Below are 24,694 nucleotides of genomic sequence, written 5' to 3' on the forward strand. Positions count from 1 at the left end.
GCATCGAATCGACCATGCCAAAAATCATCTCTGCCAATCTGAACGGCATCCGTTCCGCCTCCACCAAGGGCTTTTTCAAATGGATGGCCATGCAGGACGCCGATTTCGTCTGTGTCCAGGAATTGAAGGCGCAGGCTCCGGACATGACGCCGGAATTCCTCAATCCGGGCGGCTACCACGGCCATTTCCACTATGCCGAGAAAAAAGGCTATTCCGGCACCGGCGTCTACAGCAAGATCGAGCCGGACCGCGTGGTGATCGGCTTCGGTTCGCCGGAGTTCGACGCCGAGGGCCGCTATGTGCGTTGCGATTTCGGCAACCTGACGGTGATTTCCGTGTATTGCCCGTCCGGCTCGTCCGGTCCGGAGCGCCAGGAAGCCAAGTTCCGCTTCATGGACCTGTTCCTGCCGCACCTGCAAGCCTTGCACGCAGAGGGCCGCGAAGTGGTCATCTGCGGCGACTGGAACATCGCCCACAAGGAAATCGACCTGAAGAACTGGAAGGGCAACAAGAAGAATTCCGGCTTCCTGCCGGAAGAGCGCGAGTGGATGACGCGCGTCTTCGACGAAGTGGGCTACGTCGACGTGCACCGCGGCCTCGATCCGCGCGAAGAGCAATACACGTGGTGGAGCAACCGCGGCCAGGCGTACGCGAAGAACGTCGGCTGGCGCATCGACTACCACGTCGCCACCCCGGGCATCGCCGCCAAGGCCACCACGGTCGCGATCTACAAGGAAGAAAAGTTCTCCGACCACGCGCCGTTGACCATCACCTACGCGTAACTACAAGCTGCGGCGGCTGCGGAATTCGCGCCGCTCGCCGCTCAGCGGATCGGTGAAGGCGATGCGGCGCGCCAGCAGTTTCAAGGGCTGCGAGACGTCGTCCTGCTTGCACGGCAGTGCCACCGGGTAGAAAGCGTCGTTGATGATGGGGATCCCCAGCGACGCCAGGTGCACGCGCAATTGATGCTTGCGGCCGGTGTGCGGATGCAGCCGGTACAAGGTGCAGTCGGCGCGGTGCTCGATGACGTCGATCAGCGTTTCGGAATTCGGCTCGCCCGGCTCCTCCTTCATGATGAAGAATTTGTCGCCGTCGACCATGCGGCTGCGGTAAGTAAAAGGGAAGTCGCGCCCGTGCAGGCGCGGCGCCAGCGCTTCGTACTCTTTCTCGATCACGCGCTTCTGGAACATCGACTGGTAGGCGCCCCGACTGTCCTGGCGGCGCGAGAAGATCACCACGCCGGCCGTCTCGCGATCCAGCCGGTGGATCGGCGTCAGATCCTGCTCGCCCAGCTTTTTCTTCAGCCGCACCAGCAGCGTCTCGTGCAGGAAGCGGCCGGTCGGTATCATCGGCAGGAAGTGCGGCTTGTCGACCACCACCAGATGCTCGTCCATGAACAGCACCTCTTCCTCGAACGGAATCGGCGTCTCGGCATCCAGCTCGCGATAGTAGAAGATGCGCATGCCGCGCCGGTAGGCGCTGTGCGGCGCCAGCTCGTTGCCGTCGCCGTCCACCACCTCATGCCGCGCCATGCGGTCGCGCCACGAGGCCTCCGTCACGTCGGGATAGCGCGCGATCAGGAAGGTGAGCAGGTCCGGCCACTGCCCTTCCGGCAGCCACAGATAGCTGGGCGCGACACCGTCGCGCATCGGCAGCGGAGCGCGCGACATTATGAACGCGGCAGCGCCAGCGAGTGATACGGCGGCAGCGCGTTGGCATCCAGCCCCTTGGCGCGCGCGTACACCGGCAGCACCAGGTACATATTCTTGTTCATGTCCTCGATGCGCTTGCTGCCGCTCGGGTGGGTCGACAGGAAAGGCAGCGGCTGGCTCTTGTTCACCGCGCTCATTTTCTGCCACAGCGCGATGCCGGCGCGCGGATCGAAGCCGGCGCGGGCTGCCAGGTCCAGGCCAACCAGGTCGGCCTCGCTCTCGTCGCCGCGCGAGAAGCTCAGCGCGGCGCCCTGCGCCACCATACCGGCCGCCGCGTCGCCCAGGCGCGGATCAACGCCGAAGTAAGCCGAGCCAAGCGCGCCGGCGATGCGGGCGCCGACCGAGGTGATGGTGTTTTTGCCGGCCTGCTCGCGCGCGTGTTCGCGCAGCGCGTGGGCGATCTCGTGGCCCATGACCATCGCCACTTCGTCGTCCGTCAGGTTCAGCTTGGTCAGGATGCCGTTGTAGAAGGCGATGCGGCCACCCGGCATGCAGAAGGCGTTCACCGTCGGCGAGTTGAGCAGGTTGACTTCCCACTTCCAGTTGGCGGAGTCCGGATTCCAGCGCGCGGTGAACGGGATCAGCCGCTTGGCGATGGCGCGCAGCCGTATCAGCTGCGGATTGCGCTCGGTGGCGACGGCGTCCTTCTGGTGGGCCTGGGCCAGCATCTGGTCGTACTGCAGCTTGGACTGCTGGTCGAACTGGCGGGCGTCGCCGCCGATGCCGCGCAGGCGCGACATGCTGGTGACGGGGATGCCGTCGTCCTGGCCACCGGCGGCTACGGGCGCGACGGCGCCGGCGCAGCAGAGCAGCGCCAGCAAGGCGGCGTTTAATTTAAGCTGGTTCATTCCTGGTATTCCATGGGGCGATTTTAGGCAGCATCATCATGGCAGGAAACGCCAGGATGAAGCACACAATAAAGAACCAGAACCATCCGGTTTCCGCCACTATATACCCGACCGAGGAATTGATGAATGTGCGCGGCACCGCGGCCAGGCTGGAAAACAAGGCGTACTGGGTGGCCGTATAGCGCGGATCGGTGGCGCGCGACATGAAGGCCACCAGCGCCGCCGCGCCCAGCCCCAGGCTGGCGAAGGCTTCGAAGCCGAACACGGCGCTCAGCAGCAGCGGATCGGGCCCGGTCTTGGCCAGCCAGGCGAAGCCCAGGATGGCGATCGCCTGCAACACGCCGAACACCCACAAGGCGCGGTTGATGCCCAGCTTGATCATCCAGATGCCGCCGACGGCGCCGCCGGCCAGCGCCGCCCACCAGCCGGTGGCGTTGGCCGCCAGGCCGATCTGCTTGGTGGTGAAGCCGATATCGAGGAAGAACTTGGTCGACAGCGCAGTGGCCATGCTGTCGCCGATTTTGTAGAGCAGCACAAAGCCGATGATCAGCAAGGCCTGGTTCCAGCCATCGCGCTGCACGAACTCGCGGAACGGCAGCACCACCGCTTCCTGCAGGTTCTTGGGCGGCGCGCCATACACGGCGGGCTCCTTGGCCAGCAGCGTGCAAATGAAACCCGGCAGCATGAAGGCGGCGACGATCCAGAACACAGCCTGCCACGGCATGCTGTCCGCCAGCACCAGCCCCAGCGCGCTTGGAATCAGGCTGGCGGCCTTGTAGGCGTTGACGACGATAGCCGCGCCCAGGCCCTGCTCGTTCTCGGCCAGGATCTCGCGGCGGTAGGCGTCGATCACCACGTCCTGGCTGGCCGACAGGAAGGCGATCACGAACACCGTGCCGGCGATCAGGGTCAGCTCCAGCTTCGGATCCAGCATGCCGAGGCCGCCGATCACCAGGAACAGCGCCAGCTGCGTCAACGCCATCCAGCCGCGCCGCCGGCCCAGCGAGCCGATGGCGTAGCGGTCCATGAACGGCGCCCACAGGAACTTGAAGGTGTACGGGAAGGTCACCAGCGCGAACAGGCCCAGCGCCTTCACGTCCAGCCCGGACTTGGCCAGCCACGCCTGCATCAGGTAGATCAGCGTGTACAGCGGCAGGCCGGAGCTGAAGCCCAGGAACAGAATGGAGACGGTGCGGCCGTTCAGGTAGGTGCGCCAGCCGGGCGCGCTCGATGGCTGTTCCTGGATCGTCATCAGTGGCTGACCTTTTTACGCAAGCGGAACACGGCAAGGTCGCCGCGCAGGTTGGGCAGGAACGAGACGCGTTGGCCTTCGGCCAGCGCCACGCATTCGATCACTTCCAGTCCGCATTCTTCGGCCAGGTCGCGGAAATCGGTGATGGTGGCGCAACGCATATTCGGCGTGTCGTACCACTCGTACGGCAGCGATTCCGACACCGGCATGCGGCCTTTCAGCAAGGCCACGCGGTGCGGCCAGTAGGCGAAGTTGGGGAACGATACGATCGCCTCTTTGCCAACGCGGACGATGTCGCGCAACAGCGGCTCCACATGTTTCATCATCTGCAGCGACGACAGGCACAGCACCGTGTCGAAGCTGTTGTCGCCGAACAGGGCCAGGCCGTTCTCCATGTCCTGCTGGATCACGCGCACGCCGCGTTTGGTGGAGTCGAGCACCTTGTCGTCGGCGATCTCGATGCCGTAGCCGCTGCACTGCTTGTCGCTTTGCAGGTAGTCCATCATCACGCCGTCGCCGCAGCCGACGTCGAGCACGTGTGCATTCTTCGGCACCCAGTGGGCGATGAAGGCCAGGTCCGGCCGGGCGCTGCTTAAATCGTTGAAGTTCATCCTGCGTCCTTTATTTCGTTCCACACCTGATCGTAGTAGGCGCGCACCAGGTTCATGTAGCGCGGATCTTCCAGCAGGAAGGCGTCGTGGCCGTGCGGCGCATCGATCTCCGCGTAGGTGACCTGGCGGCGGTTGCAGATCAGCGCCTTGACGATCTCCTGGCTGCGCTCCGGCGAGAAGCGCCAGTCGGTGGTAAACGAGGCCAGGAAGAACTTGGCCTTGGTGCCGGCCAGAGTCCTGGCCAGGTCGCCACCGTGCGCGCGCGCCGGGTCGAAGTAATCGAGCGCCTTGGTGATCAGCAGGTAGGTGTTGGCGTCGAAGTATTCGCTGAACTTGTCGCCCTGGTAGCGCAGGTAGGATTCGATTTCGAAGTCGACGCCGAAGCCGAACTTGTAGTCGCCCGCCTCCGCGGCATCCCTCAGCTTGCGGCCGAACTTCTCGGCCATGTCGTCGTCCGACAGATAGGTGATGTGGCCGACCATGCGCGCCACGCGCAGGCCGTTCTTCGGCACCACGCCGTGTTCATAGAAGTCGCCGCCGCGATAGTCGGGATCGGACAGGATGGCCTGGCGGGCGACATCGTTGAAGGCGATGTTCTGCGCCGACAGCTTGGCGGTGGAAGCGATCACCACGCAGTGACGCAAACGGTCCGGGTACATGATGGACCAGGCCAGCGCCTGCATGCCGCCCAGCGAACCGCCCATGACGGCGGCGAACTGCGTGATGCCCAGTTGATCGGCCAGGCGCGCCTGGGCATGGACCCAGTCCTCCACCGTGACGACCGGGAAGGCCGCGCCGTACTGCTTGCCGGTGGCGGGATTGATGTGCATGGGCCCGGTCGAGCCGAAGCAGGAACCCAGGTTGTTGATGCCGATGGCGAAGAACTGGTCGGTGTCGAGCGGCTTGCCGGGACCGACCATATTGTCCCACCAGCCCAGGCTTTTCGGCTGGCCTTCATATTCGCCGGCCACGTGGTGCGAGGCGTTGAGCGCGTGGCAGACCAGCACCGCGTTCGATTTGTCGGCATTGAGGGTGCCGTAGGTTTCATACATCAACATGTAGTCGTGCAGCGACGCGCCGCTTTGCAGCGGCAGCGGCTGCGCAAAATGCATGGTTTGCGGAGTAACGTATCCTAAGGATGGCATGTGGTTTAATTTTTATAGGGGTCGGCCCCGCGGGCCATCTATCAAGGTGGGACCGCGAGGATGGGTCCCACCACTTACTACATCAACTGCAATTGTTCGACCGCGTCTGCAATTACATTTGGTTCCATCGAGCGCATGATCTTGCGGGTTTGCGGCATGATGCGCGCAAGGTCGCTGTTCAGGATTTCCTGCTTGACCGACAGCAGCTGCGCCGGGTGCATCGAGAATTCGCGCAAACCCATGCCCAGCAGCAGGCGCGTGAGCTTGATATCGCCCGCCATCTCGCCGCATACGGCCACGTCGATCCCGGCTTTATGCCCGGCCGCAATCGTCATCGAGATCAATTGCAGCACAGCCGGATGCAGCGGATTGTAAAGGTGTGCGACCTCATAATCAACCCGGTCGATCGCCAGCGTGTACTGGATCAGGTCATTGGTGCCGATCGACAGGAAGTCCATGCGCTTGACGAACATCGGCAGCGCCAGCGCGGCGGCCGGGATTTCGATCATGGCGCCGACGTCGACATCGTCGTCGAACTTGATGTTCTGCTCGCGCAGCTCGGCCTTGGCCTGGGCGATCATGGCCAGCGACTGGTCGATCTCGAAGGCGTGCGCCAGCATCGGGATCAGGATGCGCACCTTGCCGAATGCCGACGCGCGCAGGATGGCGCGCAGCTGGGTCAGGAAGATCTGCGGCTCGGCCAAGCAGTAGCGGATCGCCCGCAGGCCCAGCGCCGGATTGAGCGCGGTGTGCTCGGTCTGGTCGAGCGGCTTGTCGGCGCCGATGTCGAGCGTGCGGATGGTCACCGGCCGGCCCTTCATCGCCACCACGGCCTTTTTGTACTGTTCGAACTGCTCGTCCTCGGACGGGATGCGGCTGTTGCGGCCCATGAACAGGAACTCGGAGCGGAACAGGCCGACGCCGTTGGCGCCCGCCTCCATCGCGGCCGGGCAATCGTCCGGCAGTTCGATGTTCGCCATCAGCATGATCTCGACGCCGTCCTTGGTGATGGCCGGGGTTTTCTTGAGCTTCTGCAGCTTCTTGCGGGCGCGGGCGGCGGCGCCCTGGCGTTCGCGGTACTGCTCCAGCACCAGCGCGCTCGGGTTGGCGATCACCACGCCGGCGTCGCCGTCGATGATCAGCCAGTCGTCCTGCTCGATCAGGGTCGAGGCGCCGGACATGCCCACCGCCGCCGGGATGTCCAGGCTGCGGGCGACGATGGCCGTGTGCGAGTTCTGGCCGCCGACGTCGGTGACGAAGCCGATGAAGGAACGGTCGCGGAACTGCAGCATGTCGGCCGGCGAAATGTCGTGGGCGACGATGATCATCTGCGCCTGGAAGCCGTCCTCGCCGGTGGTGGCGGGCAGGATCTGGGCGGTGCCCATCAACACCTTCAGCACGCGCTCGGCGACCTGCTGGATGTCGGCCTTGCGCTCGCGCAGATAGGGGTCTTCGATTTCGTCGAACTGCGCCGACAGCTCGTCGATCTGGGTCAGCAGCGCCCATTCGGCGTTGTAGTGGCGGGTGCGGATGATGTCCAGCGGCGCTTCCGAGATCATCGGGTCGGACAGGATCAGCGCATGGACGTCGATGAAGGCGCCCAGTTCGGTCGGCGCATCCTTCGGCAGTTCGTTCCACAGCGTCTGCAGCTCCTTGTGCACCTGCACCAGCGCCTGCTGCAGGCGCGATACTTCGGCCTCCAGGTGCTCTTCCGCCACCAGGTAGTGCTTGACGTCCAGCGCCGCCGGCGCCAGCTTGTGGGCGCGGCCGATGGCGATGCCGCGCGACACCGGGATGCCATGCAGCGTGAAGGAAGCCATGGCCGGGCCGGTGGGGGTGCGGGGACGGCTGCGTTCCGCAGGCATTACTCGCCTTCGCCGAACTTGTCGTTGACCAGCGCCGTCAGCGCGGCGATGCAATCGCCCTCATCGGCGCCATCGGCTTCCAGCGTGACCTTGGCGCCCTTGCCAGCGGCCAGCATCATCACGCCCATGATGGACTTGGCGTTAATGCGGCGCGCGTTGCGGGTCAGCCAGACGTCGCTTTGAAATTTTGCTGCCAGTTGGGTGAATTTGGCGGAGGCACGCGCATGCAAACCAAGCTTGTTGATAATCTCAAGTTCTTGTTGAATCATTTTTCTTTTGTCTCAATCAGAAATGCGCACTGCAAAAAATAATTCCGGAGTCAGGATTGCCCGACCCGGATTCGGTTATCGACGCGCACTGCCCCACTCTGCGCGCCGGCCAGGGCCATTTCTACCACCACGTCCAGCACGTCGCGGCGGTAGGTGATGGCGCGCAGCAGCATCGGCAAACTGATGCCTGCGATCACCTCCACCCGGCCGGCGTCCGCCAGGCGGTTACAGCAATTGGCGGGCGTGCCGCCTTTGACGTCGGTGATGACCAGCACCCCGTCGCCGTCGTCGAGACGCTTGATCGCCGCCGCCGCCAGTGCCTGGACTTCGCCGAGGTCCTGGTCGGCGATCACGTCGATCGCCTCCAGCCGCTCGGTGGGACCACGGAACACATGGGCGCAGGCGGCAATGAAGGCCTGTCCCAGTGGTGCGTGCGTCATAAGCAGTATGCCAACCATATTCTTAAACCGCCAGTGAGCGCGGACGTTTTTTGACGTCCGACGCAAGTTAATTGTTAGTTATTTGCCCTGCACGGCCGCTTCGACGGCGTCGACGAACATCGCCGCCACCTGGAAGCCCGTTTGCTGGGTGATTTCCTGGAAGCAGGTTGGACTGGTGACGTTCACTTCCGTTAAGCAATCACCAATAACGTCTAATCCTACCAGCAACAAGCCACGGGCGGCCAGTATCGGACCCAGGGTATTGGCAATTTCATAGTCGCGTTCGGTCAGCGGCTGGGCTACGCCGACGCCGCCGGCCGCCAGGTTGCCGCGCACTTCGCCGTTCTGCGGGATGCGCGCCAGCGCGAACGGCACCGGCTTGCCGGCGATGACCAGGATGCGCTTGTCGCCCTTGACGATCTCGGGAATATAACGCTGCACCATGATGGTGCGGGCGCCGTTGTCGGTCAGCGTTTCGATGATGGACCCCAGGTTCATGCCGTCGGCCGTCACGCGGAACACGCCGGCGCCGCCCATGCCGTCCAGCGGCTTGAGGATGATGTCGCCATGGTGTTTCTGGAAGGCGCGGATGCGCGCTTCGTCGGCCGTCACCAGGGTCGGCGAGGTGAACTGGCTGAACTGGGCGATGGACAGCTTTTCATTGTGGTCGCGGATCGCCGCCGGCTTGTTGAACACCTTGGCGCCCTGCTTTTCGGCCAACTCCAGCAGGTAGGTGCCGTAGATGTACTCCATGTCGAATGGAGGATCCTTGCGCTGGATGATGGCGTCGAACTCGCCCAGGTTGGTTTCGTGGGACGGCGCCGCGCGATACCAGTCGTGGCTGTCGCCGGTGATGGTGATCTCGGCCGCGTTGGCGTAGACCACGCCGCTGTCCAGCGCCATGTCTTTTTGCTCGAAGGCGTAGACGGTGTGGCCACGCTTGGCCGCTTCCACCATCATGGCGTAGGTCGAATCCTTGTAGGTTTTGAAGCTGGCCAAGGGATCGGCGAGGAAAGCTATTTTCATGGGCGCATCCATTCTGGGTAATGCCTGATTTTAGCCGAGATTCGCCTGCGGCACCGGGGAGCGGACCAGGCCGCTCCCATGGGACTTAGTAGACTTCCGGATTCGGATCGGTGCGTTCCATTTCCAGCGACGCCGCCAGCAAGGCCAGCCGCGCCACCACGCCGTAGACGTAGAAACGGTTCGGCGCCGCCGTGCCCGGCTTGGCCTTCAGGTCCGGCACCGCGTGCTGCTGGGCAAAAGCCAGCGGCACGTACTGCGAACCGGGTGCGTTGAGATTCTGGTCGATGCCCTTTTCCGCGTGCACGCGGTAGAAACCGCCCACCACGTAGCGGTCGATCATGTAGACCACCGGCTCAGCCACGGCGTCCTTGATGCTCTCGAAGGTCGGCACGCCTTCCTGGATGATAAAGTCGGTCACTTCCTTGCCATCCTTGATGACGATCATCTTGTCGCGCTGGGCCTGGCTCAAGTCCTTGATTTCGCTGGAATCCTTGATCGTCAGGATGCTGGTGCCGTAAGTTCCGGCGTCCGGCTTGACGATCACGAAGGGCTTCTGGTCCTTGATGCCGTATTCCTTGTACTTCTTCTTGATCTTGGACAGAAGCGCGTCGATATTCGCGGCCAGGCAGTCGTAGCCCTCGCCGGTGCGGAAATTGACGGCGTCGCACTTGGCGTGGAAGGGGTTGAGCATCCACGGATCGACGCCGATCAGCTTGCCGAACTTCTTGACCACCTCGTCGTAGGCGTTCATGTGGTTGCCCTTGCGGCGCACGGCCCAGCCGGCATGCAGCGGCGGCAGCAGGCTTTGCTCGTGGATGTTCTGCAAAATGTCAGGAATGCCGGCCGACAGGTCGTTGTTCAGCAAGATCGTGCAGGGATCGAAATCCTTCAGGCCCACGCGGCGGCCGTTGGCCGAACGCACCAGCGGCTCGACCACCAGCATATTGCCGTCCGGCAAAGCCAGCGGGGTCGGCTGGGTGATTTCCGGCGACAGCGAACCCAGGCGCACGTGCAAGCCGGTCTGGCGGAAGATCTGCATCAGCCGCGCGACGTTTTGCCAGTAGGTCGGATGGCGCTGGGTCACTTCCGGAATCAGCAGCAGGTTGCGGGCGTCAGGGCAGTACTTGTCGATGGCGGCCATGGCGGCCTGCACCGACAATGGCAGCATTTCCGTCGCCAGATGGTTGAAGCCGCCGGGGAACAGATTGGTGTCGACCGGCGCCAGCTTGTAGCCGGCATTGCGCATATCGACCGAGCAATAGAACGGCGGCGTGTGCTCCTGCCACTCCAGGCGGAACCAGCGCTCAATGGCCGGCGTTGCAGCCAGGATCTTTTCTTCGAGGTCGAGCAGCGGTCCGGTCAGGGCCGTGACGAGGTGGGGAACCATGATTACTTCCTTAAATGATGCGGGAGGACGACCCTCCAGGCACACAGAACATCAGATATTACCGTGCAGATACCCCAAATCGGGGCGAAAACCCTATTTTAAAGGCGGGAAATAAAAAAAGCGCCTCTTTTGGAGGCGCTTCCCGGTGGGCCCGCCGCAGCGGGCCCGCACAACATTAGCAATTAAGCATAGGTTTAAGCGTGAGGTTAAGCGTGATAGGCGGACTCGCCATGGCTGGTGATGTCCAGGCCTTCGCGCTCCTGCTCTTCCGGCACGCGCAGACCGATGACGATGTCGACCAGCTTGTAGGCGATCAGCGAAACCAGGCCCGACCAGAGGATGGTGGTGACGATGGCCGTGCCCTGGATCGTCACTTGGCTGACGATCGAGTATGGATCGGCCGACATCTTGTTGGTGACGTAGTCGAAGATGCCCTGGCCACCCAGCGATGGCGAAGCGAACACGCCGGTCAGCAGCGCACCCAGGATACCGCCGACGCCGTGCACGCCGAACACGTCCAGCGAATCGTCGGCGCCCAGCAGGCGTTTCAGGCCGTTCACGCCCCACAGGCAGACGACACCGGCCAGCAGGCCCATGATCAGCGCGCCCATCGGACCGACGTAGCCGCAAGCCGGGGTGATGGCCACCAGGCCGGCGACGGCGCCCGAAGCGGCACCCAGCATCGAAGGCTTGCCTTTGACGATCCACTCGCCCAGCAGCCAGGACATGGTGGCGGCGGCGGTAGCCAGCAGCGTGTTGACGAAGGCCAGTGCGGCGACGTCGCCCGCTTCCAGTGCCGAACCGGCATTGAAACCGAACCAGCCCACCCACAGCAGCGAAGCGCCGATCATGGTCATGGTCAGCGAGTGCGGCGCCATGGATTCGCGGCCGTAGCCAACGCGTTTGCCCATCATGTAAGCACCCACCAGGCCGGCAACAGCGGCGTTGATGTGCACCACGGTGCCGCCGGCGAAGTCCAGCGCGCCTTTTTGCCACAGGAAGCCGGCTTTGGCGGTTTCGGTGGCCAGCGTCGCGGCATCCTTGATCGCATCAGGACCGGTCCAGAACCAGACCATGTGGGCGATCGGCAGGTAAGCGAAAGTGAACCACAGCACGATGAAAGCCAGCACCGCGGTGAACTTGGCGCGTTCGGCGAAGGAACCGACGATCAGGCCGCAGGTGATGGCGGCGAAGGTCGCCTGGAACACCACATACACGAACTCCGGAATGACCACGCCTTTGCTGAAGGTGGCGGCGGTGGCAAAGGTGGCCTTGGCCGGATCCCAGATACCGTTCAGGAACAGGCGGTCGAATTTGCCGACGAACGCGTTGCCTTCGGTGAAGGCCAGCGAGTAGCCGTACACGCACCACAGCACGATGATCAGCGCGAAGATGGTGAACACCTGCAGCAGGATGGACAGCATGTTCTTGGAACGAACCAGGCCGCCGTAGAACAGCGCCAGGCCGGGAATCGACATCATGATGACCAGGATGGTCGAGACCATCATCCAGGCGGTGTCGCCTTTATTCGGCACGGGGGCGGCGGCCGGAGCGGCCGGGGCGGCTTCCGCCGGCGCTGCGGCGGCTGGCGCAGCGGCTGGCGCGGCGGCAGCAGGAGCGGCAACTGGAGCCGCTTCAGGCGCCGACGCGGCCGGTGCAGCAGCGGAGGCGACCGGGGCCGAAGCGGCCGGTTTGGCATCCTCGGCGTGCACCGGCGCGGACAGCGCGAACAGGATGGATACCCCAGCCAGCAACGTTGTTATAGTTTTTTTCATCAAGCTTCCCCTTAAAGAGCTTCGTTGCCGGTTTCGCCGGTACGAATGCGTATGACTTGTTCCAGGTTGTACACGAAGATTTTGCCGTCGCCGATTTTGCCGGTGCGGGCAGCGCCTTCGATCGCTTCTATCGCTTGCTCGACGATGGAATCGTCCACCGCCGCTTCGATCTTGGTCTTGGGCAGGAAGTCCACCACGTATTCCGCACCGCGGTACAGCTCGGTGTGGCCTTTCTGGCGACCGAAGCCTTTGACCTCGGTCACGGTGATGCCTTGCACGTTGATCGCCGACAGGGCCTCGCGGACCTCGTCGAGCTTGAACGGCTTGATAATGGCGGTAATCATTTTCATGCTGGCCTCGCTTAGAAGGTTTTGGAAATGGTCAGGACAGCCCCGGTTTTGGCCAGGTTCTTCCCATCCGGTCCGACGTAGGCTTTCGTGTCGGCATAGACCGCCGCCAATGCCACCGTCACTACGCCGAAATCTTTGGTCACGCCCAGCTTGTAGTCGGTGTAGCTGGAGGCGCCGTTGTGTTTGACATTCTGGTGGCCGGCGTGCACGTTCAGCACATAGCCGTCGACCAGGTCGAAGTTGCCGGATGCGTCGACGTAGCCGCTGTTCTTGCTGTCGGCAAAGCCGAACAGGTTGGTGGTCGATTGCGAGTATTTCAGCGTGACCGGGCCGTAGCCGATCTGGCCGTACAATTCGAAGGTGTTGGCGTTCGGGTGCAGGCCATTCGACGGGTAAAAGTAGTACAGGCCGCCGACGTCATAAGTCACATCCTTGACGATCTCGCCCCGTTTGCCGGCGTACAGATCCCATTCGACATCGCCGTCGCCGCCCGCGTCCTTGGTCCACTTGATGGTGGACAGCCAGGTGCCGGCGTAGAGGCCGGTCGGGTTGTTGGTGTAGTCCGCGCCGCCCTGCAAGGCAGGCTTCAGACGGGTTTGCGATACGCCGCGGTAGCGGTAGTCGCTGGCAATGGCAGCGTTGAAGCTGACTTCATTGTCCGGTTTCGCTTCCGGCGCGGGTGTCGCGTCTTCGGCGCGCGCCATGCCGGCGCTCATGGAGGCGAATGCTAAAGTCAACGCTGCGATCAGGGTAAAGTTCTTGCTCAGGCTTTTCATCATTGTTTTCCTTGTGTAGTTGAACTTATTTAGCAGTTGCGGTTTAAAATCCTGTGTGTAGCGAAGCGGTGAATGCGTTCATAGCTTCTGTAGCAGAATGCGTGCCAGCTAATGTTGTCGAGGTGATAGCTGCCGTATCAACTAGGGCAACGGGACCGCATTTGAAAGAATGTGAGAATGGGATGGGTGCGACGGTGATTTTGCCGAATTTCGCACCACATTAAGGCTGGAGTGCACTGCAATGGTGCAGTGCATTGCTGGCGAGATCAAGGAATATTATGGATATGAACACTTTTTTTAACGACTTGCAAAGCAAGATCAATCAGGCCATCGAAAACTCACCAGCAAAGGACATCGAGAAGAATGTGAAGTCGATGATGACCCAGGGTTTTGCCAAGCTGGACCTGGTGACGCGCGAGGAATTCGATGTGCAGGCGCAAGTCCTGGCCAAGACCCGCGCCAAGCTGGAAGCGCTGGAAGCGCGCCTGGCGGAACTGGAAGCCAAAGCCGGTCAATAAAGCAGGTCCGCGCCGCGCCCGTTTGGGCTAGCGCAAAGCACCACAGCGGGCCTGGGCTACGCTGGCGGCTGGTATCCCCACTGGTCGTCCGCTAACCCATGAGCCTAGCCGTACTCAAAAGCCGCGCCCTGGCGGGCATGGAGGCGCAGGAGGTCAGCGTCGAAGTGCATCTGGCCAACGGCTTGCCCGCCTTCGCCATCGTCGGCCTGGCCGACACCGAGGTCAAGGAAGCCAAGGACCGCGTCCGCGCCGCCATCCAGAACGGCGGCTTCGAATTTCCCGCGCAACGCATCACCGTCAACCTCGCCCCCGCTGATTTGCCGAAAGAGTCGGGCAGGTTTGACTTGCCGATCGCGCTGGGCATCCTGGCGGCGTCCAAACAAATCCCCTCCACCCGCCTGCATCAATACGAGTTCGCCGGCGAGCTGTCGCTGTCGGGCGAATTGCGGCCGATACGCGGCGCACTGGCGATGTCGCTGGCGACGCGCCGCGACGGCGGCACGCTGGCCTTCATCCTGCCGCTGGCCAATGCCGACGAGGCGGCGCTGGTCGGCAACGCCGCCATCTACCCGGCGCAATCGCTGCTGCAGGTGTGCAGCCATTTCGCCGCCAAGTCGGTCGAGTCCATGCTGTCGCGTCATGACTCGACGCCGCAGGTGGCGCAGTTGGAGTATCCCGATTTTGCCGACGTCAAGGGACAGGTGTTCGCCAAGCGGGCGCTGGAGGTGGCGGCCGCAGGAAATCATTCGGTTTTGCTGGTCGGCCCGCCAGGCGCGGGCAAGACCATGCTGGCGGCACGCTTCCCCGGCCTGCTGCCGGAGATGACTGACGAGGAAGCATTGGAAGCGGCCGCCGTGCAATCGCTGACGGGCAACTTCCATATCGAGCAATGGAAGCGTCGTCCGTTCCGCTCGCCGCACCACACCTCATCCGGCGTGGCGCTGGTCGGTGGCGGCAGCGTGCCGAGGCCGGGCGAGATTTCGCTGGCGCACAGGGGCGTCCTTTTTCTTGATGAGCTCCCCGAATTTGCGCGCAGCGTACTGGATGTGCTGCGCGAGCCGCTGGAGTCGGGCCGCATCACCATTTCACGCGCCGCCCGGCAGGCCGACTTCCCCGCGCACTTCCAGCTAATTGCCGCGATGAACCCCTGCCCTTGCGGCTACGACGGCCACATCAGCGGCATCTGCCGCTGCACGCCGGACATTATCCAGCGCTACCAGGGCCGCGTTTCCGGTCCGCTGCTGGACCGCATCGACATCCAGCTGGAAGTGGGGGCGGTCGATCCTGACATCCTGGCGGCGGACGCCAACGGCGAACCGTCGCGCGTGATCGCCGCCCGCGTGCAGGCGGCCACCGACCGCCAACTGCAACGCCAGGGCAAGCGCAACCAGTACCTGAGCACGCGCGAGATCGACCAGTACTGCAAACTCGACCGCCCCGGCAAGGCCAGCCTGAAACTCAGCATGGAATGCTTCCACTGGTCCGGCCGCGCCTACCACCGCATCCTGCGTGTGGCCCGCACCATCGCCGACCTGGCTGGCAGCGAACGCATCCTCGAACCGCATGTCAGCGAAGCGGTCCAGTACCGGCGGGCGTTGCGCGACCGCTGAGCGCTCCACATCCCGGCATCCACCGCCCGTGCTAAATTCTGCCGATCCCGGCGCTAAGCATCACCTCTTCGTTAGCCTTGCTGCTATATTGCTCGGTGCCCCTACAACCCGCCGGGAAATCAATGACACGCCTGCCCCTCTACCTTGCCGCCAGCGCGTTGTTGGCCGGTTGTGCCACCACCCAGCTGCCGCTGACCGACTTCACCGCCAACTCCGGCAGCCCGCGCGCGCCGGAACAGCTGGCCGTCACGTTCGAACAGGCCGACCTGGCGCTGCGCGTCGATCCCGCCACCCGCAGCATCAGCGGCGACGCCGCGCTGACCTTCCTGGCTGGCGCGCCGCTGACCCGCATCGCGGTCGAGCTGGACCGCAACCTGCCCATCGATTTCGCCAGCGTGGACGGCGTGCAGCTGGCGCCGTCGGCGATCAGCAACCCGGACGGCCGCCTCTACCTGACTCTGCCGACGCCACTGGCCGCCGGCGCCCGCACCACCGTGCGCATCCGCTACCACGGCGTGCCGCACGTGGCCTCGCACGCGCCATGGGACGGCGCCTTCATGTGGAGCAAAACCGAAGACGGCCAGCCGTGGATTTCCACCACCGTCGAAGGCGAAGGCTGCGACCTGTTCTGGCCCTGCATCGACCACCCGCAAGGCAAGCCAAGATTAATCGACCTCCACATCAGCGTGCCGTCGCCGCTGGTGGTGGCTGGCAACGGCATCGCGCTCGGCATGGACGAGAAAGACGGCTGGCGCACCTACCACTGGCGCGCGAAGAACCCCAGCACCTACGGCGTCGCCCTCAACATCGGCCCCTACGAGGTGCTGTCGGGCGACTACGACAGCCGCTACGGCAACAAGATCCCGCTGCGCATGTGGTACCTGAAGGGCCACGACAAGCAGGCCCAGGGCCTGTTCGCCGAATTCGCGCCGATGCTAGATTTCTTTGAGGCCCGCATCGGCCCCTATCCGTTTGGCGACGAGAAGATGGGTGTGGTCGAAACCCCGCACCTGGGCATGGAGCACCAGACCATCAACGCCTACGGCAACGGCTACGCCAAGTCGCCGTTCGGCTACGACTGGCTGCTGCACCACGAGCTGTCGCACGAATGGTTCGGCAACCAGATGACCAACGCCGACTGGGATGACATGTGGCTGCACGAAGGCTTCGGCAGCTATATGCAGCCGCTGTACCTGGAGCACCTGCGCGGCGAAAGGGAGTTCCAGGCCGAGCTGTTCACCCAGCGCAAATCGCTGCTCAACAAGGTGCCCGTGGTCAGCGGAAAATCGAAGCGCATCGAAGATGTCTACGAAGACGAACGAGGCGGCCCCGGCAACGACATCTACACCAAGGGTTCGCTGATCCTGCACACGCTGCGCAATCTGATCGGCGACGACGCCTTCTTCCGCGCCACGCGCCGCATGGTTTACGGCACCGAGACGCCCAAGCCGGGCAACTTCAGGCCGCGCTACAGCAGCACGACGGAATTCATCGCCATCGCCAACGAGGCCAGCGGCCGCGACCTGGGTTGGTTCTTCGACGCCTACCTGTACCACGCGGCGCTGCCGGAGCTGGTCGAGGAGCGCAGCGGCAATCAGCTCAAGCTGAGCTGGAAGCTGAAGGATGGCGGCGCCTTCCCGATGCCGGTCGAAGTGCGCGTCAACGGCCGCATAGAAACACTGGCCATGGCCGACGGCAAAGGCGAACTGACGCTGCCGCAGCAAGCGCTTTACACCATCGATCCGAACTCCCGCGTGTTGCGCCAACAAGTCCATATCGACGACTGGAAACGCCAGGAAGAACAACGTAAAAAGAAAGCCAAATCGTGATGAAAAAAATCTCCGTGGCGCTGCTGCTGGCGGCCGCCCTGTCCGCCTGCAGCCCGCAATACGATTGGCGCGACTACCGCAGCAATGACGCGCCCTACGCCGTGCTCTTCCCTGGCAAGCCGGCCAGCCAGACCCGCAGCATCCAGCTCGATAAGCTGTCGGTGAACATGACAATGACGGCGGCCGAAGTGGACGGCGTCATCTTCGCCGTCGGTAGCGCGCAGCTGCCGGACGCGGTCCAGGGCCCGGCAGCGATCGAAGCCATGAAGACGGCGCTGGTCAACAATATCGGCGCCACCGTCACCAGCACCAAGTCATCCGCCGACGGCAAGCAGGCCACGCTCGACGTCGAGGCCAAGGGCAGCCGGAATGGCGAAGCGATGCGCCTGATCGGCCACTTCATCGCCCGCGACAAGCGGATTTACCAGGTGATCGTCATGGGCCGCGACAAGCATATCGTGCAGGACAGCGTCGAAACCTACCTGAGTTCCTTCAAACTGAACTGAAACCAGGCCCCAGGCTTAGAAAATGCTTAATCTGATGTGCGCTAGCGCTCATACAGATGGGGTCGCCTCTTGTATAGTGGTCCCCAAGGCCTAATGTCTAGACTACGGCGGACCGCTCAGGCAAGAAACGGTGCGCCGTGCTATCGTTCCAATTACAAGATTAAGAAAGCACGCTATGTTAATTTCCTTCAAATCGAAGTCCAGTCCAGAAGTGTTGATGTACCAGGAACATGCCCAGCGCATCCTGGATTTGCTGCACAAGAATCCTACGCGCGGCGTTATCACGGCGCAGGAAGCGGCCCACGCCCTGTCCCTGCTCGAAGGTGAAGTTGCCGCAAGTAAACTGCATCCGGAAACGGACGTCGAGCACGACGTCCACACCCATGAGCAGGAAGAAGGCGAATCGACGGAACACGCGGTGATGCAACGGGTTGGTTTTGCCGCCCGCGCCTTCCCGCTGCTGGAAATGTTGCGCTCGGCCAAGCAGGAAAACGAGAGCATCATCTGGGGCATCTGAGCCCCGCCCGCTAGTCGCCCAACAGCGTCGCCTTGAGCGGCAGATCCAGCGTAAAACGCGTGCCCACATCGAGCGCGCTGTCGACCCGGATGGTGCCGTCAAGCAGCGAGGTGACGATGTTGTAGGTGATGCTCAGGCCCAGGCCGTTGCCGCCCTGCCCCAGCTTGGTGGTGAAGAAAGGGTCGAAGATGCGGGCCTGGTGTTCCAGCTGGATGCCCTTGCCGTCATCCTGGAACACGATGCGCACCTGGTCCGGCCCCAGCCGCACCGCCCACAGCTTGATGACGCCGCCGCTGCGTCCCTCGAACGCATGCAGCAGCGCGTTGTTGATCAGGTTGATGATGACCTGGCCGTACGGGCCGGGGAAACTGTCCATCTGTATATCGTCCGGCATTTCCAGCTCCACCTGATGGCCGGCCTTGCGGATCTGGTTCTTCATCGTCGTCACGATTTCCTGGCTGGCCTGGTGCAGATTGAAATGGCGCCGCTTGGCGCTGGCCTGGTCCACCGCCACCTGCTTGAAACTGTTCACCAATTCCGCCGCGTTGCGCAGGCTGCGCATCAGCAGCAGCGACGCCTCGCGCGCCGCCTCGATGAAGCTGCTCAGGTCGGAACGGCGCAAGGTGTTCTGCGTCTGGCGCAGGTCGATCTCCGCCGTCTTGTCTTCCAGCGTGCTGGCGATCACCAGGCTGTTGCCGATCGGCGTGTTCAGCTCGTGCGCGACGCCCGCCACCAGCGCCCCCAGTGCCGCCAGTTTTTCGCGTTCCACCAACTGCTGCTGCGTGTCCTGCAGCTTGCGGTAGGAATCGGCGTTGGCGAACGCCACCGCCACGTAGGACGCCAGCGTGGTCAGCATGTCGAGATCGATGCGCTGGTAGGCGTTGGCGCGGTAGCTGTGCACCGTGATCACGCCGCGCACCTGGCCGGCCACCGAAATCGGCACATAGATCAGCGAGCGCGGCTCGGTCGGCAGCGAGCCGTCCTCCAGCGTGCCCATGTCGTCGGCGCCCGAGACCAGCTCCAGGTGGTCGATGTAGCGCTGGTATTCATGCTCCAGGTCGTTGATGAACACTTCCTGCGCGTGCGTGATGCACCACACCGCCAGCTGGTTGGGCTCGCGCATGCTGCGGGTGTAGGGCGTGTAGCGCTTGCCCTTCTCCATCGCGAACGGATACTCGATCACTTCCTCCTTGGGCCGGTAGATGCCGATGCCAAACACGCTGGCGTCCATCAGCGCATGCACCTGCTGGTACAGCATCGACATGATGGCTTCGCTGTCCAGGTTGGCGGTGATGCGGCGGCCGATATCGGACAGCAGCGAGATGTTCCGGTGCGCCAGCTCCACGCTTTCCTTCTGGCGTTCAACCTCGCGCTTCTGGCGTTCGATCGATTCCTTCTGCTGCACCAGCTCGCGCGTGCGGTTGCCGACCTCGGCCTCCAGCGCATGCTTCTGGTTGACCAGCATGCGGATGCGGATGCGGAACAGCAGGTAGACACCGCCCAGCACCAGGCTCAGCATCAGCAGGCGGAACCACCAGGTCCCCCACAACGGCGGCGCGATGATCACTTCCATCGCCACCGGTTCGCTGCTCCAGACCCCGTCCTTGTTGGCGGCCTTGACGCGGAACACGTAGCGGCCGGGGTCGAGATTGGTGTAGGTGGCGAAGCGCTTGCCGGCGTCGGCCGTCACCCACTGCGGATCGAAGCCTTCCAGCTGGTAGGCGAAGCGGTTGCGTTGCGGATCGGCGTAATGCAGGCCGGCGAACTCGAACGAGAAGACAGCGTCGCGGTAGCCCAGCCTGAGCGTCTTGGCTTCGTAGATCGGCCCCTTCTCCAGCACGTCGCTGCGCGCCTGGCCGGTCAGGATGGACTGGTTGAAAATGGAAAAATCGGTGATCGACACCGGCGGCGCATGCGGGTTGTCGTGGATGCGCGACGGCAGCAACGCCGTCACGCCGGACAGGCCGCCAAAGAACAGCGTGCCGTCGGCCGCCTTGTAGCCGGAGCCGATGAAGTAGGAGCCGTCGATCAGGCCGTCGCGCGAGGTGTACTCCTTGAACACGCCGGTGTCGGGATTGAGCATCGCCAGGCCGGACGTGCTGCTGATCCACAAGCGGCCTTGGTCATCGCCGACGATGGCGCCGACCGGGTCCGGCGCGCGGCCGCTGTTGGTCGGGTAGAAACGGAAATGCAGTTCGCCGTCGGCGCCCGGCTCGGCGCGGCACAGACCGGCCGCCGTGCCTATCCACAGCCGGCCCTTGTCGTCTTCATAGGTGTAGTGCACGCGTTTGTGGCTGAGGCTGTCCGCCTTGCCGGGCTCGTGGCGATAGTGGCGGAAGGTGCCGTTGGCGCGGTCGAATCGGTCGAGACCGTTTTCCGTGCCCACCCACAGCACGCCGTGGCTGTCCTCCATCAGCGAATAGATGCGGCCATCCAGGCTGTTCAGGTCGGCGGCGTCGTGGCGCCAGGTGCTGACCGCGCTGGTTTGCGGATCGACGCGGTGCAAGCCGGCGCGCGACGCCACCCAGATGACGCCGCCACGATCGACCACGATGCGCTGTATCGTCGCCGCCGCCGGATCGGCATCCAGCACGACCCGCCTGAACGGGCCGCCGGCCGCATCGCGCCAGGCCAGGCCGGTGGTGCTGCCGACCCACAGGCGGCCGCGCCGGTCGGTCTGCAGCGCCTGGATCTGGTCGCCCGGCAGGCTGGCCGGGTCGCGGTCATTATGGCGCCAGACCTCGGTGTCGCCCTTGGCGGTGTCGAGCAGGGTCAAGCCGTTGCCGGTGCCCAGCCAGACCTTGTTGGGTCCGGCGCCGGTGATCACCCGCACCTTGTTGTTGCTGATGCTGGGCATCACGCCGGGGTATTCGGTGTAGCGCTCGAAGCCGCCACTGGTCAGGTCCACCCAATCCAGGCCGGTGTACCAGTTGCCCACCCATAGCGTGCCGGTGCGGTCCTGGTACAACGCGCTGATCTGGTTGTCGCCGACGCCGTGGCGGTCCTGGCTGTTGTGGCGGTAGGTGTAGAAATGCCGCGTGACCGGATCGCGCCGCTTCAAGCCGTCGCTATAGCTGCCGGCCCACAGCACGCCGTCGCTGTCGTGCAGCAGCGCGGTGATGCGCTGCTCGTGCAAATCATCGGCTGGCGCCAGCGGCACGCGCTCGGCGCCGTCGCTGGCCAGGCGCCATGCCTGCAAACCCTGCATGGTGCCGGCCCACAGCACGCCGTCGGCGCCGATCGACAGCGACAGAATATTGCTGGACGGCGCAGCGCCATCGCGCGCAGACCAGTGTTTGAACTTGTGACCGCCGGCTTGCAACATTTCCAGGCCGCTGGCCGTGCCCACCCACAGGTTGCCGAACGGGTCGCGCGCAAGCGGGCCGATGCGGTCGTCGCCCAGGCTGTCGGCATCGGCCGCCGCGTGGCGCAGCGTCTGCACCTTGCCGCTGGCGGTGTCCAGATGCTGCAAGCCTTCGCTGGTGGACAGCCACAGCCCCTGCGCGCCGTCGCCGACGATGCTCAGGACGGTCAGGCCGCTCTTGCTGAGTTGGTGGACAAACGACTGGGTGGCGGGATCGTAACGGTCCAGCCCGCCTTTGCTGCCGATCCAGATGGTGCCGTTGCCGTCTTCGTACAGCGCATGGATGTAGTTGTCGAGCAGGCTGCGGATATTGGCCGGATCGTTCTTGAAGGCGGTGGTGCGGTAGCCGTCGTGGCGGTTCAGGCCGGCCTGCGTGCCCAGCCACATGTAGCCGTGACGGTCCTGCAATACCGCGGTGACCGATTCCTGGGTCAGTCCCTGTTCGATGCCGAGGTGTTCGAACCGCAGGCTGAGCGGCGCCGCGCGCGCAATAGGCGTCAGCGCCAGCAGGAGCAAGCCACATAAAAGGATGGAACGTGTTGCGTAACCTGGCATAGGGCTGCGTCTCCTAGATGCAAGCCATTCTAATGCACAAAGGTAAAAAACCCCACCAATTCACTGGCGGGGTTGGCAAGGGCTAAAGCTCAGTAAAGATATATTCATGCTGACCGTCGCGCACCGTCAACGTACGCTTGCCGGAGCTGCGACCAGCCACCAGTTCCAGGCCGGAAAACGCGGCGGCGCTGGTCATGAAGGACAGGCTGCCATCCTCGTTCTTATGCGTGCCCACCGGCGTCTGCCATTCGCCGAAATCGAAAATCAGCTTCTTGCCATTGCGGCGCACAGTCAGGTCGCCCAGTTCGGCGCTGCGGTAGCGTCGGGCCAGGCCACTTGCGGCGCTGGCATCCGGCGGCAAGGTGGTGGCGCTACGCTCCTGCTTGCGTTCAGCTGCTCCGCGTTCGGCGGCGCGACGCACCGCTTCGACCGCTTCCGGCTTGCCGTCGTAAAGGATTTCCATCAAACGGCGCAACATGGGACGCAACAACGCGCGTCCCTGGTCGGAGTTGGTCAGCAACACTGCACCTGTGCCCTCGCCGGGGATCAGGTAAATGTCGCTCTTGTAGCCGAACATGCTGCCACCGTGATAGACGACCGGCACGCCCCAGGCTGTCTCGACCGACAAGCCCATGCCGTAGCTGCGGTTTTCACCCGCCGCCACTTGCGGCTGGCGACGCGCCAGCAAGGCGTCGGCCGATACCAGCCGCTTGCCGTCTGGTAGCGTGCCCTGATTGGCCTCCAACTGGACGTAGCGTATCAAGTCATGGGCCGAGGTCCAGACGCCGCCGGCGGGCCGATGCGGCACAACCGAATAATTAAAGTTCATCGGCAGCACCTCGACTTTGCTGTCGACATTGTAGGAGTGCGGGCTGGCATGGTCGGAGCGCAGCGCGCGGGCCATGTCGAAGGTCGTATCGTTCATGCCCAGCGGCGTGAAGATACGCTTTTGCATCGCCTCATCGTAGGCCACGCCCAAGGGTTTGTCCGGATACGCGATGTGGCCGCCGATATAGCCGGCGGCCGATGCCATCAGGTTGTTGTACTGGTAGACTTCGCCGAATCCGCTGGTCGGGCTGTTGGTAGCCAGCAGTTTGAGCGACGTTTCGGGCGTCGCGTTTTTAAATTCGAAGATCCATTCCAGGTCCTGGCGTGGCAGGCCGGTGCAGGCGCACACCAGGTGTTTGACCTCGACCTTGGACGTGGTCTCCGCGCTGCCCAGCTTGAAAGCCGGATAGACCTCGGTGACCTTTTGGTCCCATTTGAGCTTGCCCTCATCGACCAGCGTCGACAGCATCAGCGTGCTCATGCCCTTGGTATTGGAGGCCGCCATGAACAAGGTATGGGCATCGACCGGCGCCGGCTTGCCAAGTTCGCGCACGCCGAGGCCGCCTTCGTAGACGATCTTGCCGTGATCCAGCAGCGCGTACGACAGGCCGGGGACACCCAGCACTTTCATGGAGTCTTGCAGGAAGGTGCGCAACTGTTCCTGGCGCGCGGCATCCAGCGGATGCGCCGCGCGGCCGGCGAACGATTCCGGCAGATAGTTCTTGGGGCGCAGGCTTTGCAGCGCAAGGTCGAGCGCGGCATCGCGCTTGCCGACGGTTTGTTCGCTGCCATCGAGCAGCAGCACCGTCCATTTGTCGCCGTCGCGGAATGCTTCCGCGTAGATCACTGCTTTTTCGCTGGGGGATGTCTCGTAGCTGGTCGCCTTGCGCTCCTGCCAGCCATTAGTTGCCTCTTCCACCGTCACCAGTTTGATGGTGCGTTTGAAGGTGGGCTGGTAGCGTGTCCATGCTGCGGCTGTCGCGGCCGCAGCATCCGCGGCATCGACTTCGACCAGCACCATGCGGGTATCGCCTTCGGGTGCTTCCAGCACAATCAACCCGGGCTCCTGGCGAGCGGTCCAGTCACGGGCGCCAGTGATTTTTGAAACGCCCGCCCCCAACGATGTATCGGCGTCGAGCTTCTGCCCATAGACCGATGCGGAGAAAGCCAATGCAATTACGGTTGCGATTACGGAACGAGTCGACATATGAAACTCCAATAGATAACTTGATAATTACCATATTAGCATTCAATAGACGCAAAAAAGCCCACCAGGATCACCTGGTGGGCTTCTTCTTATAACTAGCCTGACGATAACCTACTTTCACACTGGTTGCAGCACTATCATCGGCGCAGAGTTGTTTCACGGTCCTGTTCGGGATGGGAAGGGGTGGGACCAACTTGCTATGGTCATCAGGCATTGACTTGTACGAGCGACGCTTTCAGCGACGCTCCGAATCTGGAAAAAGTAAGTAATGGGGTAATGAAGTTGTATCAACGAACGTTCCAAC

21 protein-coding genes and 1 rRNA gene are annotated in these 24,694 nt (G+C 63.3%); 6 read left to right on the forward strand and 16 right to left on the reverse strand.

Annotated features, from left to right (window positions below; genetic code table 11):
• Positions 1–14: 14 nt before the first annotated feature.
• Positions 15–782 (forward strand): exodeoxyribonuclease III, encoded by a 768-nt coding sequence (locus D0T21_RS25680; RefSeq protein ID WP_116992229.1) that lies wholly within the window; start codon positions 15–17, stop codon positions 780–782.
• Here the strand turns inward: D0T21_RS25680 and D0T21_RS25685 are convergent, their stop codons facing one another.
• From D0T21_RS25685 to D0T21_RS25745, 13 genes are all read right to left on the reverse strand, one after another.
• Positions 783–1,670, reverse strand: coding sequence for a pseudouridine synthase (locus tag D0T21_RS25685; RefSeq protein WP_116992228.1), 888 nt, complete (start codon positions 1,668–1,670; stop codon positions 783–785).
• Positions 1,670–2,560 (reverse strand): M48 family metallopeptidase, encoded by an 891-nt coding sequence (locus D0T21_RS25690; protein WP_116992227.1) that lies wholly within the window; start codon positions 2,558–2,560, stop codon positions 1,670–1,672. The genes D0T21_RS25685 and D0T21_RS25690 overlap by 1 nt, the downstream gene beginning before the upstream one ends.
• Positions 2,547–3,812: an AmpG family muropeptide MFS transporter gene (locus D0T21_RS25695; RefSeq protein WP_116992226.1), complete on the reverse strand. Its 1,266-nt coding sequence runs from the start codon at positions 3,810–3,812 to the stop codon at positions 2,547–2,549. Before D0T21_RS25695 ends, D0T21_RS25690 begins: the two co-directional genes overlap by 14 nt.
• Positions 3,812–4,423 carry a methionine biosynthesis protein MetW gene (gene metW, locus D0T21_RS25700; protein ID WP_116992225.1) on the reverse strand — a complete coding sequence of 204 codons (612 nt, stop codon included), beginning with the start codon at positions 4,421–4,423 and terminating at the stop codon, positions 3,812–3,814. Before metW ends, D0T21_RS25695 begins: the two co-directional genes overlap by 1 nt.
• The gene (locus tag D0T21_RS25705) at positions 4,420–5,535 is read right to left on the reverse strand and encodes a homoserine O-acetyltransferase (RefSeq protein ID WP_229211638.1); all 1,116 of its coding nucleotides are present in this window, start codon (positions 5,533–5,535) and stop codon (positions 4,420–4,422) included. Before D0T21_RS25705 ends, metW begins: the two co-directional genes overlap by 4 nt.
• A 110-nt stretch (positions 5,536–5,645) precedes the next feature.
• On the reverse strand, positions 5,646–7,388 hold the full coding sequence (ptsP, locus tag D0T21_RS25710; RefSeq protein WP_116992532.1) for a phosphoenolpyruvate--protein phosphotransferase: 1,743 nt from the start codon (positions 7,386–7,388) through the stop codon (positions 5,646–5,648).
• Between the two features lie 44 nt (positions 7,389–7,432).
• Positions 7,433–7,702 (reverse strand): HPr family phosphocarrier protein, encoded by a 270-nt coding sequence (locus tag D0T21_RS25715; RefSeq protein ID WP_008444930.1) that lies wholly within the window; start codon positions 7,700–7,702, stop codon positions 7,433–7,435.
• Between the two features lie 50 nt (positions 7,703–7,752).
• Entirely contained in the window at positions 7,753–8,160 is a 408-nt protein-coding gene (locus D0T21_RS25720; protein ID WP_116992223.1) for a PTS sugar transporter subunit IIA, read from the reverse strand.
• Between the two features lie 60 nt (positions 8,161–8,220).
• Positions 8,221–9,168, reverse strand: a complete 948-nt coding sequence (gene gshB, locus D0T21_RS25725) for a glutathione synthase (protein ID WP_116992531.1) — start codon at positions 9,166–9,168, stop codon at positions 8,221–8,223.
• An 85-nt stretch (positions 9,169–9,253) separates the two neighbouring features.
• Positions 9,254–10,555, reverse strand: coding sequence for a glutamate--cysteine ligase (gshA, locus tag D0T21_RS25730; protein ID WP_116992222.1), 1,302 nt, complete (start codon positions 10,553–10,555; stop codon positions 9,254–9,256).
• A 206-nt stretch (positions 10,556–10,761) separates the two neighbouring features.
• Positions 10,762–12,330: an ammonium transporter gene (locus tag D0T21_RS25735; protein WP_116992221.1), complete on the reverse strand. Its 1,569-nt coding sequence runs from the start codon at positions 12,328–12,330 to the stop codon at positions 10,762–10,764.
• A gap of 11 nt (positions 12,331–12,341) precedes the next feature.
• Positions 12,342–12,680: a P-II family nitrogen regulator gene (locus tag D0T21_RS25740; protein WP_008444920.1), complete on the reverse strand. Its 339-nt coding sequence runs from the start codon at positions 12,678–12,680 to the stop codon at positions 12,342–12,344.
• A gap of 11 nt (positions 12,681–12,691) precedes the next feature.
• On the reverse strand, positions 12,692–13,456 hold the full coding sequence (locus tag D0T21_RS25745; RefSeq protein WP_116992530.1) for a TorF family putative porin: 765 nt from the start codon (positions 13,454–13,456) through the stop codon (positions 12,692–12,694).
• 278 nt (positions 13,457–13,734) lie between these two features.
• Between D0T21_RS25745 and D0T21_RS25750 the strand changes: the two genes are divergently transcribed.
• From D0T21_RS25750 to D0T21_RS25770, 5 genes are all read left to right on the forward strand, one after another.
• Positions 13,735–13,974: an accessory factor UbiK family protein gene (locus D0T21_RS25750; protein ID WP_008444917.1), complete on the forward strand. Its 240-nt coding sequence runs from the start codon at positions 13,735–13,737 to the stop codon at positions 13,972–13,974.
• A 98-nt stretch (positions 13,975–14,072) separates the two neighbouring features.
• Positions 14,073–15,584, forward strand: coding sequence for a YifB family Mg chelatase-like AAA ATPase (locus D0T21_RS25755; protein ID WP_116992220.1), 1,512 nt, complete (start codon positions 14,073–14,075; stop codon positions 15,582–15,584).
• A 122-nt stretch (positions 15,585–15,706) separates the two neighbouring features.
• Positions 15,707–17,413, forward strand: a complete 1,707-nt coding sequence (locus tag D0T21_RS25760; RefSeq protein ID WP_116992219.1) for a M1 family metallopeptidase — start codon at positions 15,707–15,709, stop codon at positions 17,411–17,413.
• Positions 17,413–17,919: a hypothetical protein gene (locus tag D0T21_RS25765; protein ID WP_116992218.1), complete on the forward strand. Its 507-nt coding sequence runs from the start codon at positions 17,413–17,415 to the stop codon at positions 17,917–17,919. The genes D0T21_RS25760 and D0T21_RS25765 overlap by 1 nt, the downstream gene beginning before the upstream one ends.
• A 175-nt stretch (positions 17,920–18,094) precedes the next feature.
• Entirely contained in the window at positions 18,095–18,436 is a 342-nt protein-coding gene (locus D0T21_RS25770) for a DUF1840 domain-containing protein (RefSeq protein ID WP_116992217.1), read from the forward strand.
• A 10-nt stretch (positions 18,437–18,446) separates the two neighbouring features.
• On the opposite strand, the gene D0T21_RS25775 is transcribed toward D0T21_RS25770, so the two are convergent.
• The 3 genes from D0T21_RS25775 to rrf all read right to left on the reverse strand — a co-directional run bounded on the left by D0T21_RS25775 (position 18,447) and on the right by rrf (position 24,601).
• Positions 18,447–22,355 carry a two-component regulator propeller domain-containing protein gene (locus tag D0T21_RS25775; protein ID WP_116992216.1) on the reverse strand — a complete coding sequence of 1,303 codons (3,909 nt, stop codon included), beginning with the start codon at positions 22,353–22,355 and terminating at the stop codon, positions 18,447–18,449.
• Between the two features lie 82 nt (positions 22,356–22,437).
• Positions 22,438–24,234 carry a serine hydrolase gene (locus D0T21_RS25780; RefSeq protein WP_229211642.1) on the reverse strand — a complete coding sequence of 599 codons (1,797 nt, stop codon included), beginning with the start codon at positions 24,232–24,234 and terminating at the stop codon, positions 22,438–22,440.
• Positions 24,235–24,488: 254 nt separating this feature from the next.
• Positions 24,489–24,601, reverse strand: a 5S ribosomal RNA gene (gene rrf, locus D0T21_RS25785).
• Positions 24,602–24,694 lie beyond the last annotated feature (93 nt).

It is taken from the genome of Duganella sp. BJB476 (assembly GCF_003416895.1).
Taxonomy (GTDB): Bacteria; Pseudomonadota; Gammaproteobacteria; order Burkholderiales; family Burkholderiaceae_D; genus Rugamonas.

Excerpts from the sequence above, each read along its gene's own strand:
- D0T21_RS25680 (WP_116992229.1), top strand. The coding sequence starts at position 15 with ATGCCAAAAATCATCTCTGCCAATCTGAACGGCATCCGTTCCGCCTCC.
- D0T21_RS25755 (WP_116992220.1), top strand. The coding sequence starts at position 14,073 with ATGAGCCTAGCCGTACTCAAAAGCCGCGCCCTGGCGGGCATGGAGGCG.
- D0T21_RS25740 (WP_008444920.1), bottom strand. The coding sequence starts at position 12,680 with ATGAAAATGATTACCGCCATTATCAAGCCGTTCAAGCTCGACGAGGTC.
- D0T21_RS25690 (WP_116992227.1), bottom strand. The coding sequence starts at position 2,560 with ATGAACCAGCTTAAATTAAACGCCGCCTTGCTGGCGCTGCTCTGCTGC.
- D0T21_RS25750 (WP_008444917.1), top strand. The coding sequence starts at position 13,735 with ATGGATATGAACACTTTTTTTAACGACTTGCAAAGCAAGATCAATCAG.
- D0T21_RS25765 (WP_116992218.1), top strand. The coding sequence starts at position 17,413 with ATGAAAAAAATCTCCGTGGCGCTGCTGCTGGCGGCCGCCCTGTCCGCC.
- metW (WP_116992225.1), bottom strand. The coding sequence starts at position 4,423 with ATGAACTTCAACGATTTAAGCAGCGCCCGGCCGGACCTGGCCTTCATC.
- D0T21_RS25745 (WP_116992530.1), bottom strand. The coding sequence starts at position 13,456 with ATGAAAAGCCTGAGCAAGAACTTTACCCTGATCGCAGCGTTGACTTTA.
- D0T21_RS25770 (WP_116992217.1), top strand. The coding sequence starts at position 18,095 with ATGTTAATTTCCTTCAAATCGAAGTCCAGTCCAGAAGTGTTGATGTAC.
- D0T21_RS25685 (WP_116992228.1), bottom strand. The coding sequence starts at position 1,670 with ATGTCGCGCGCTCCGCTGCCGATGCGCGACGGTGTCGCGCCCAGCTAT.
- D0T21_RS25705 (WP_229211638.1), bottom strand. The coding sequence starts at position 5,535 with ATGCATTTTGCGCAGCCGCTGCCGCTGCAAAGCGGCGCGTCGCTGCAC.
- D0T21_RS25760 (WP_116992219.1), top strand. The coding sequence starts at position 15,707 with ATGACACGCCTGCCCCTCTACCTTGCCGCCAGCGCGTTGTTGGCCGGT.
- ptsP (WP_116992532.1), bottom strand. The coding sequence starts at position 7,388 with ATGGCTTCCTTCACGCTGCATGGCATCCCGGTGTCGCGCGGCATCGCC.
- gshA (WP_116992222.1), bottom strand. The coding sequence starts at position 10,555 with ATGGTTCCCCACCTCGTCACGGCCCTGACCGGACCGCTGCTCGACCTC.
- D0T21_RS25735 (WP_116992221.1), bottom strand. The coding sequence starts at position 12,330 with ATGAAAAAAACTATAACAACGTTGCTGGCTGGGGTATCCATCCTGTTC.
- D0T21_RS25775 (WP_116992216.1), bottom strand. The coding sequence starts at position 22,355 with ATGCCAGGTTACGCAACACGTTCCATCCTTTTATGTGGCTTGCTCCTG.
- D0T21_RS25715 (WP_008444930.1), bottom strand. The coding sequence starts at position 7,702 with ATGATTCAACAAGAACTTGAGATTATCAACAAGCTTGGTTTGCATGCG.
- gshB (WP_116992531.1), bottom strand. The coding sequence starts at position 9,168 with ATGAAAATAGCTTTCCTCGCCGATCCCTTGGCCAGCTTCAAAACCTAC.
- D0T21_RS25695 (WP_116992226.1), bottom strand. The coding sequence starts at position 3,812 with ATGACGATCCAGGAACAGCCATCGAGCGCGCCCGGCTGGCGCACCTAC.
- D0T21_RS25720 (WP_116992223.1), bottom strand. The coding sequence starts at position 8,160 with ATGGTTGGCATACTGCTTATGACGCACGCACCACTGGGACAGGCCTTC.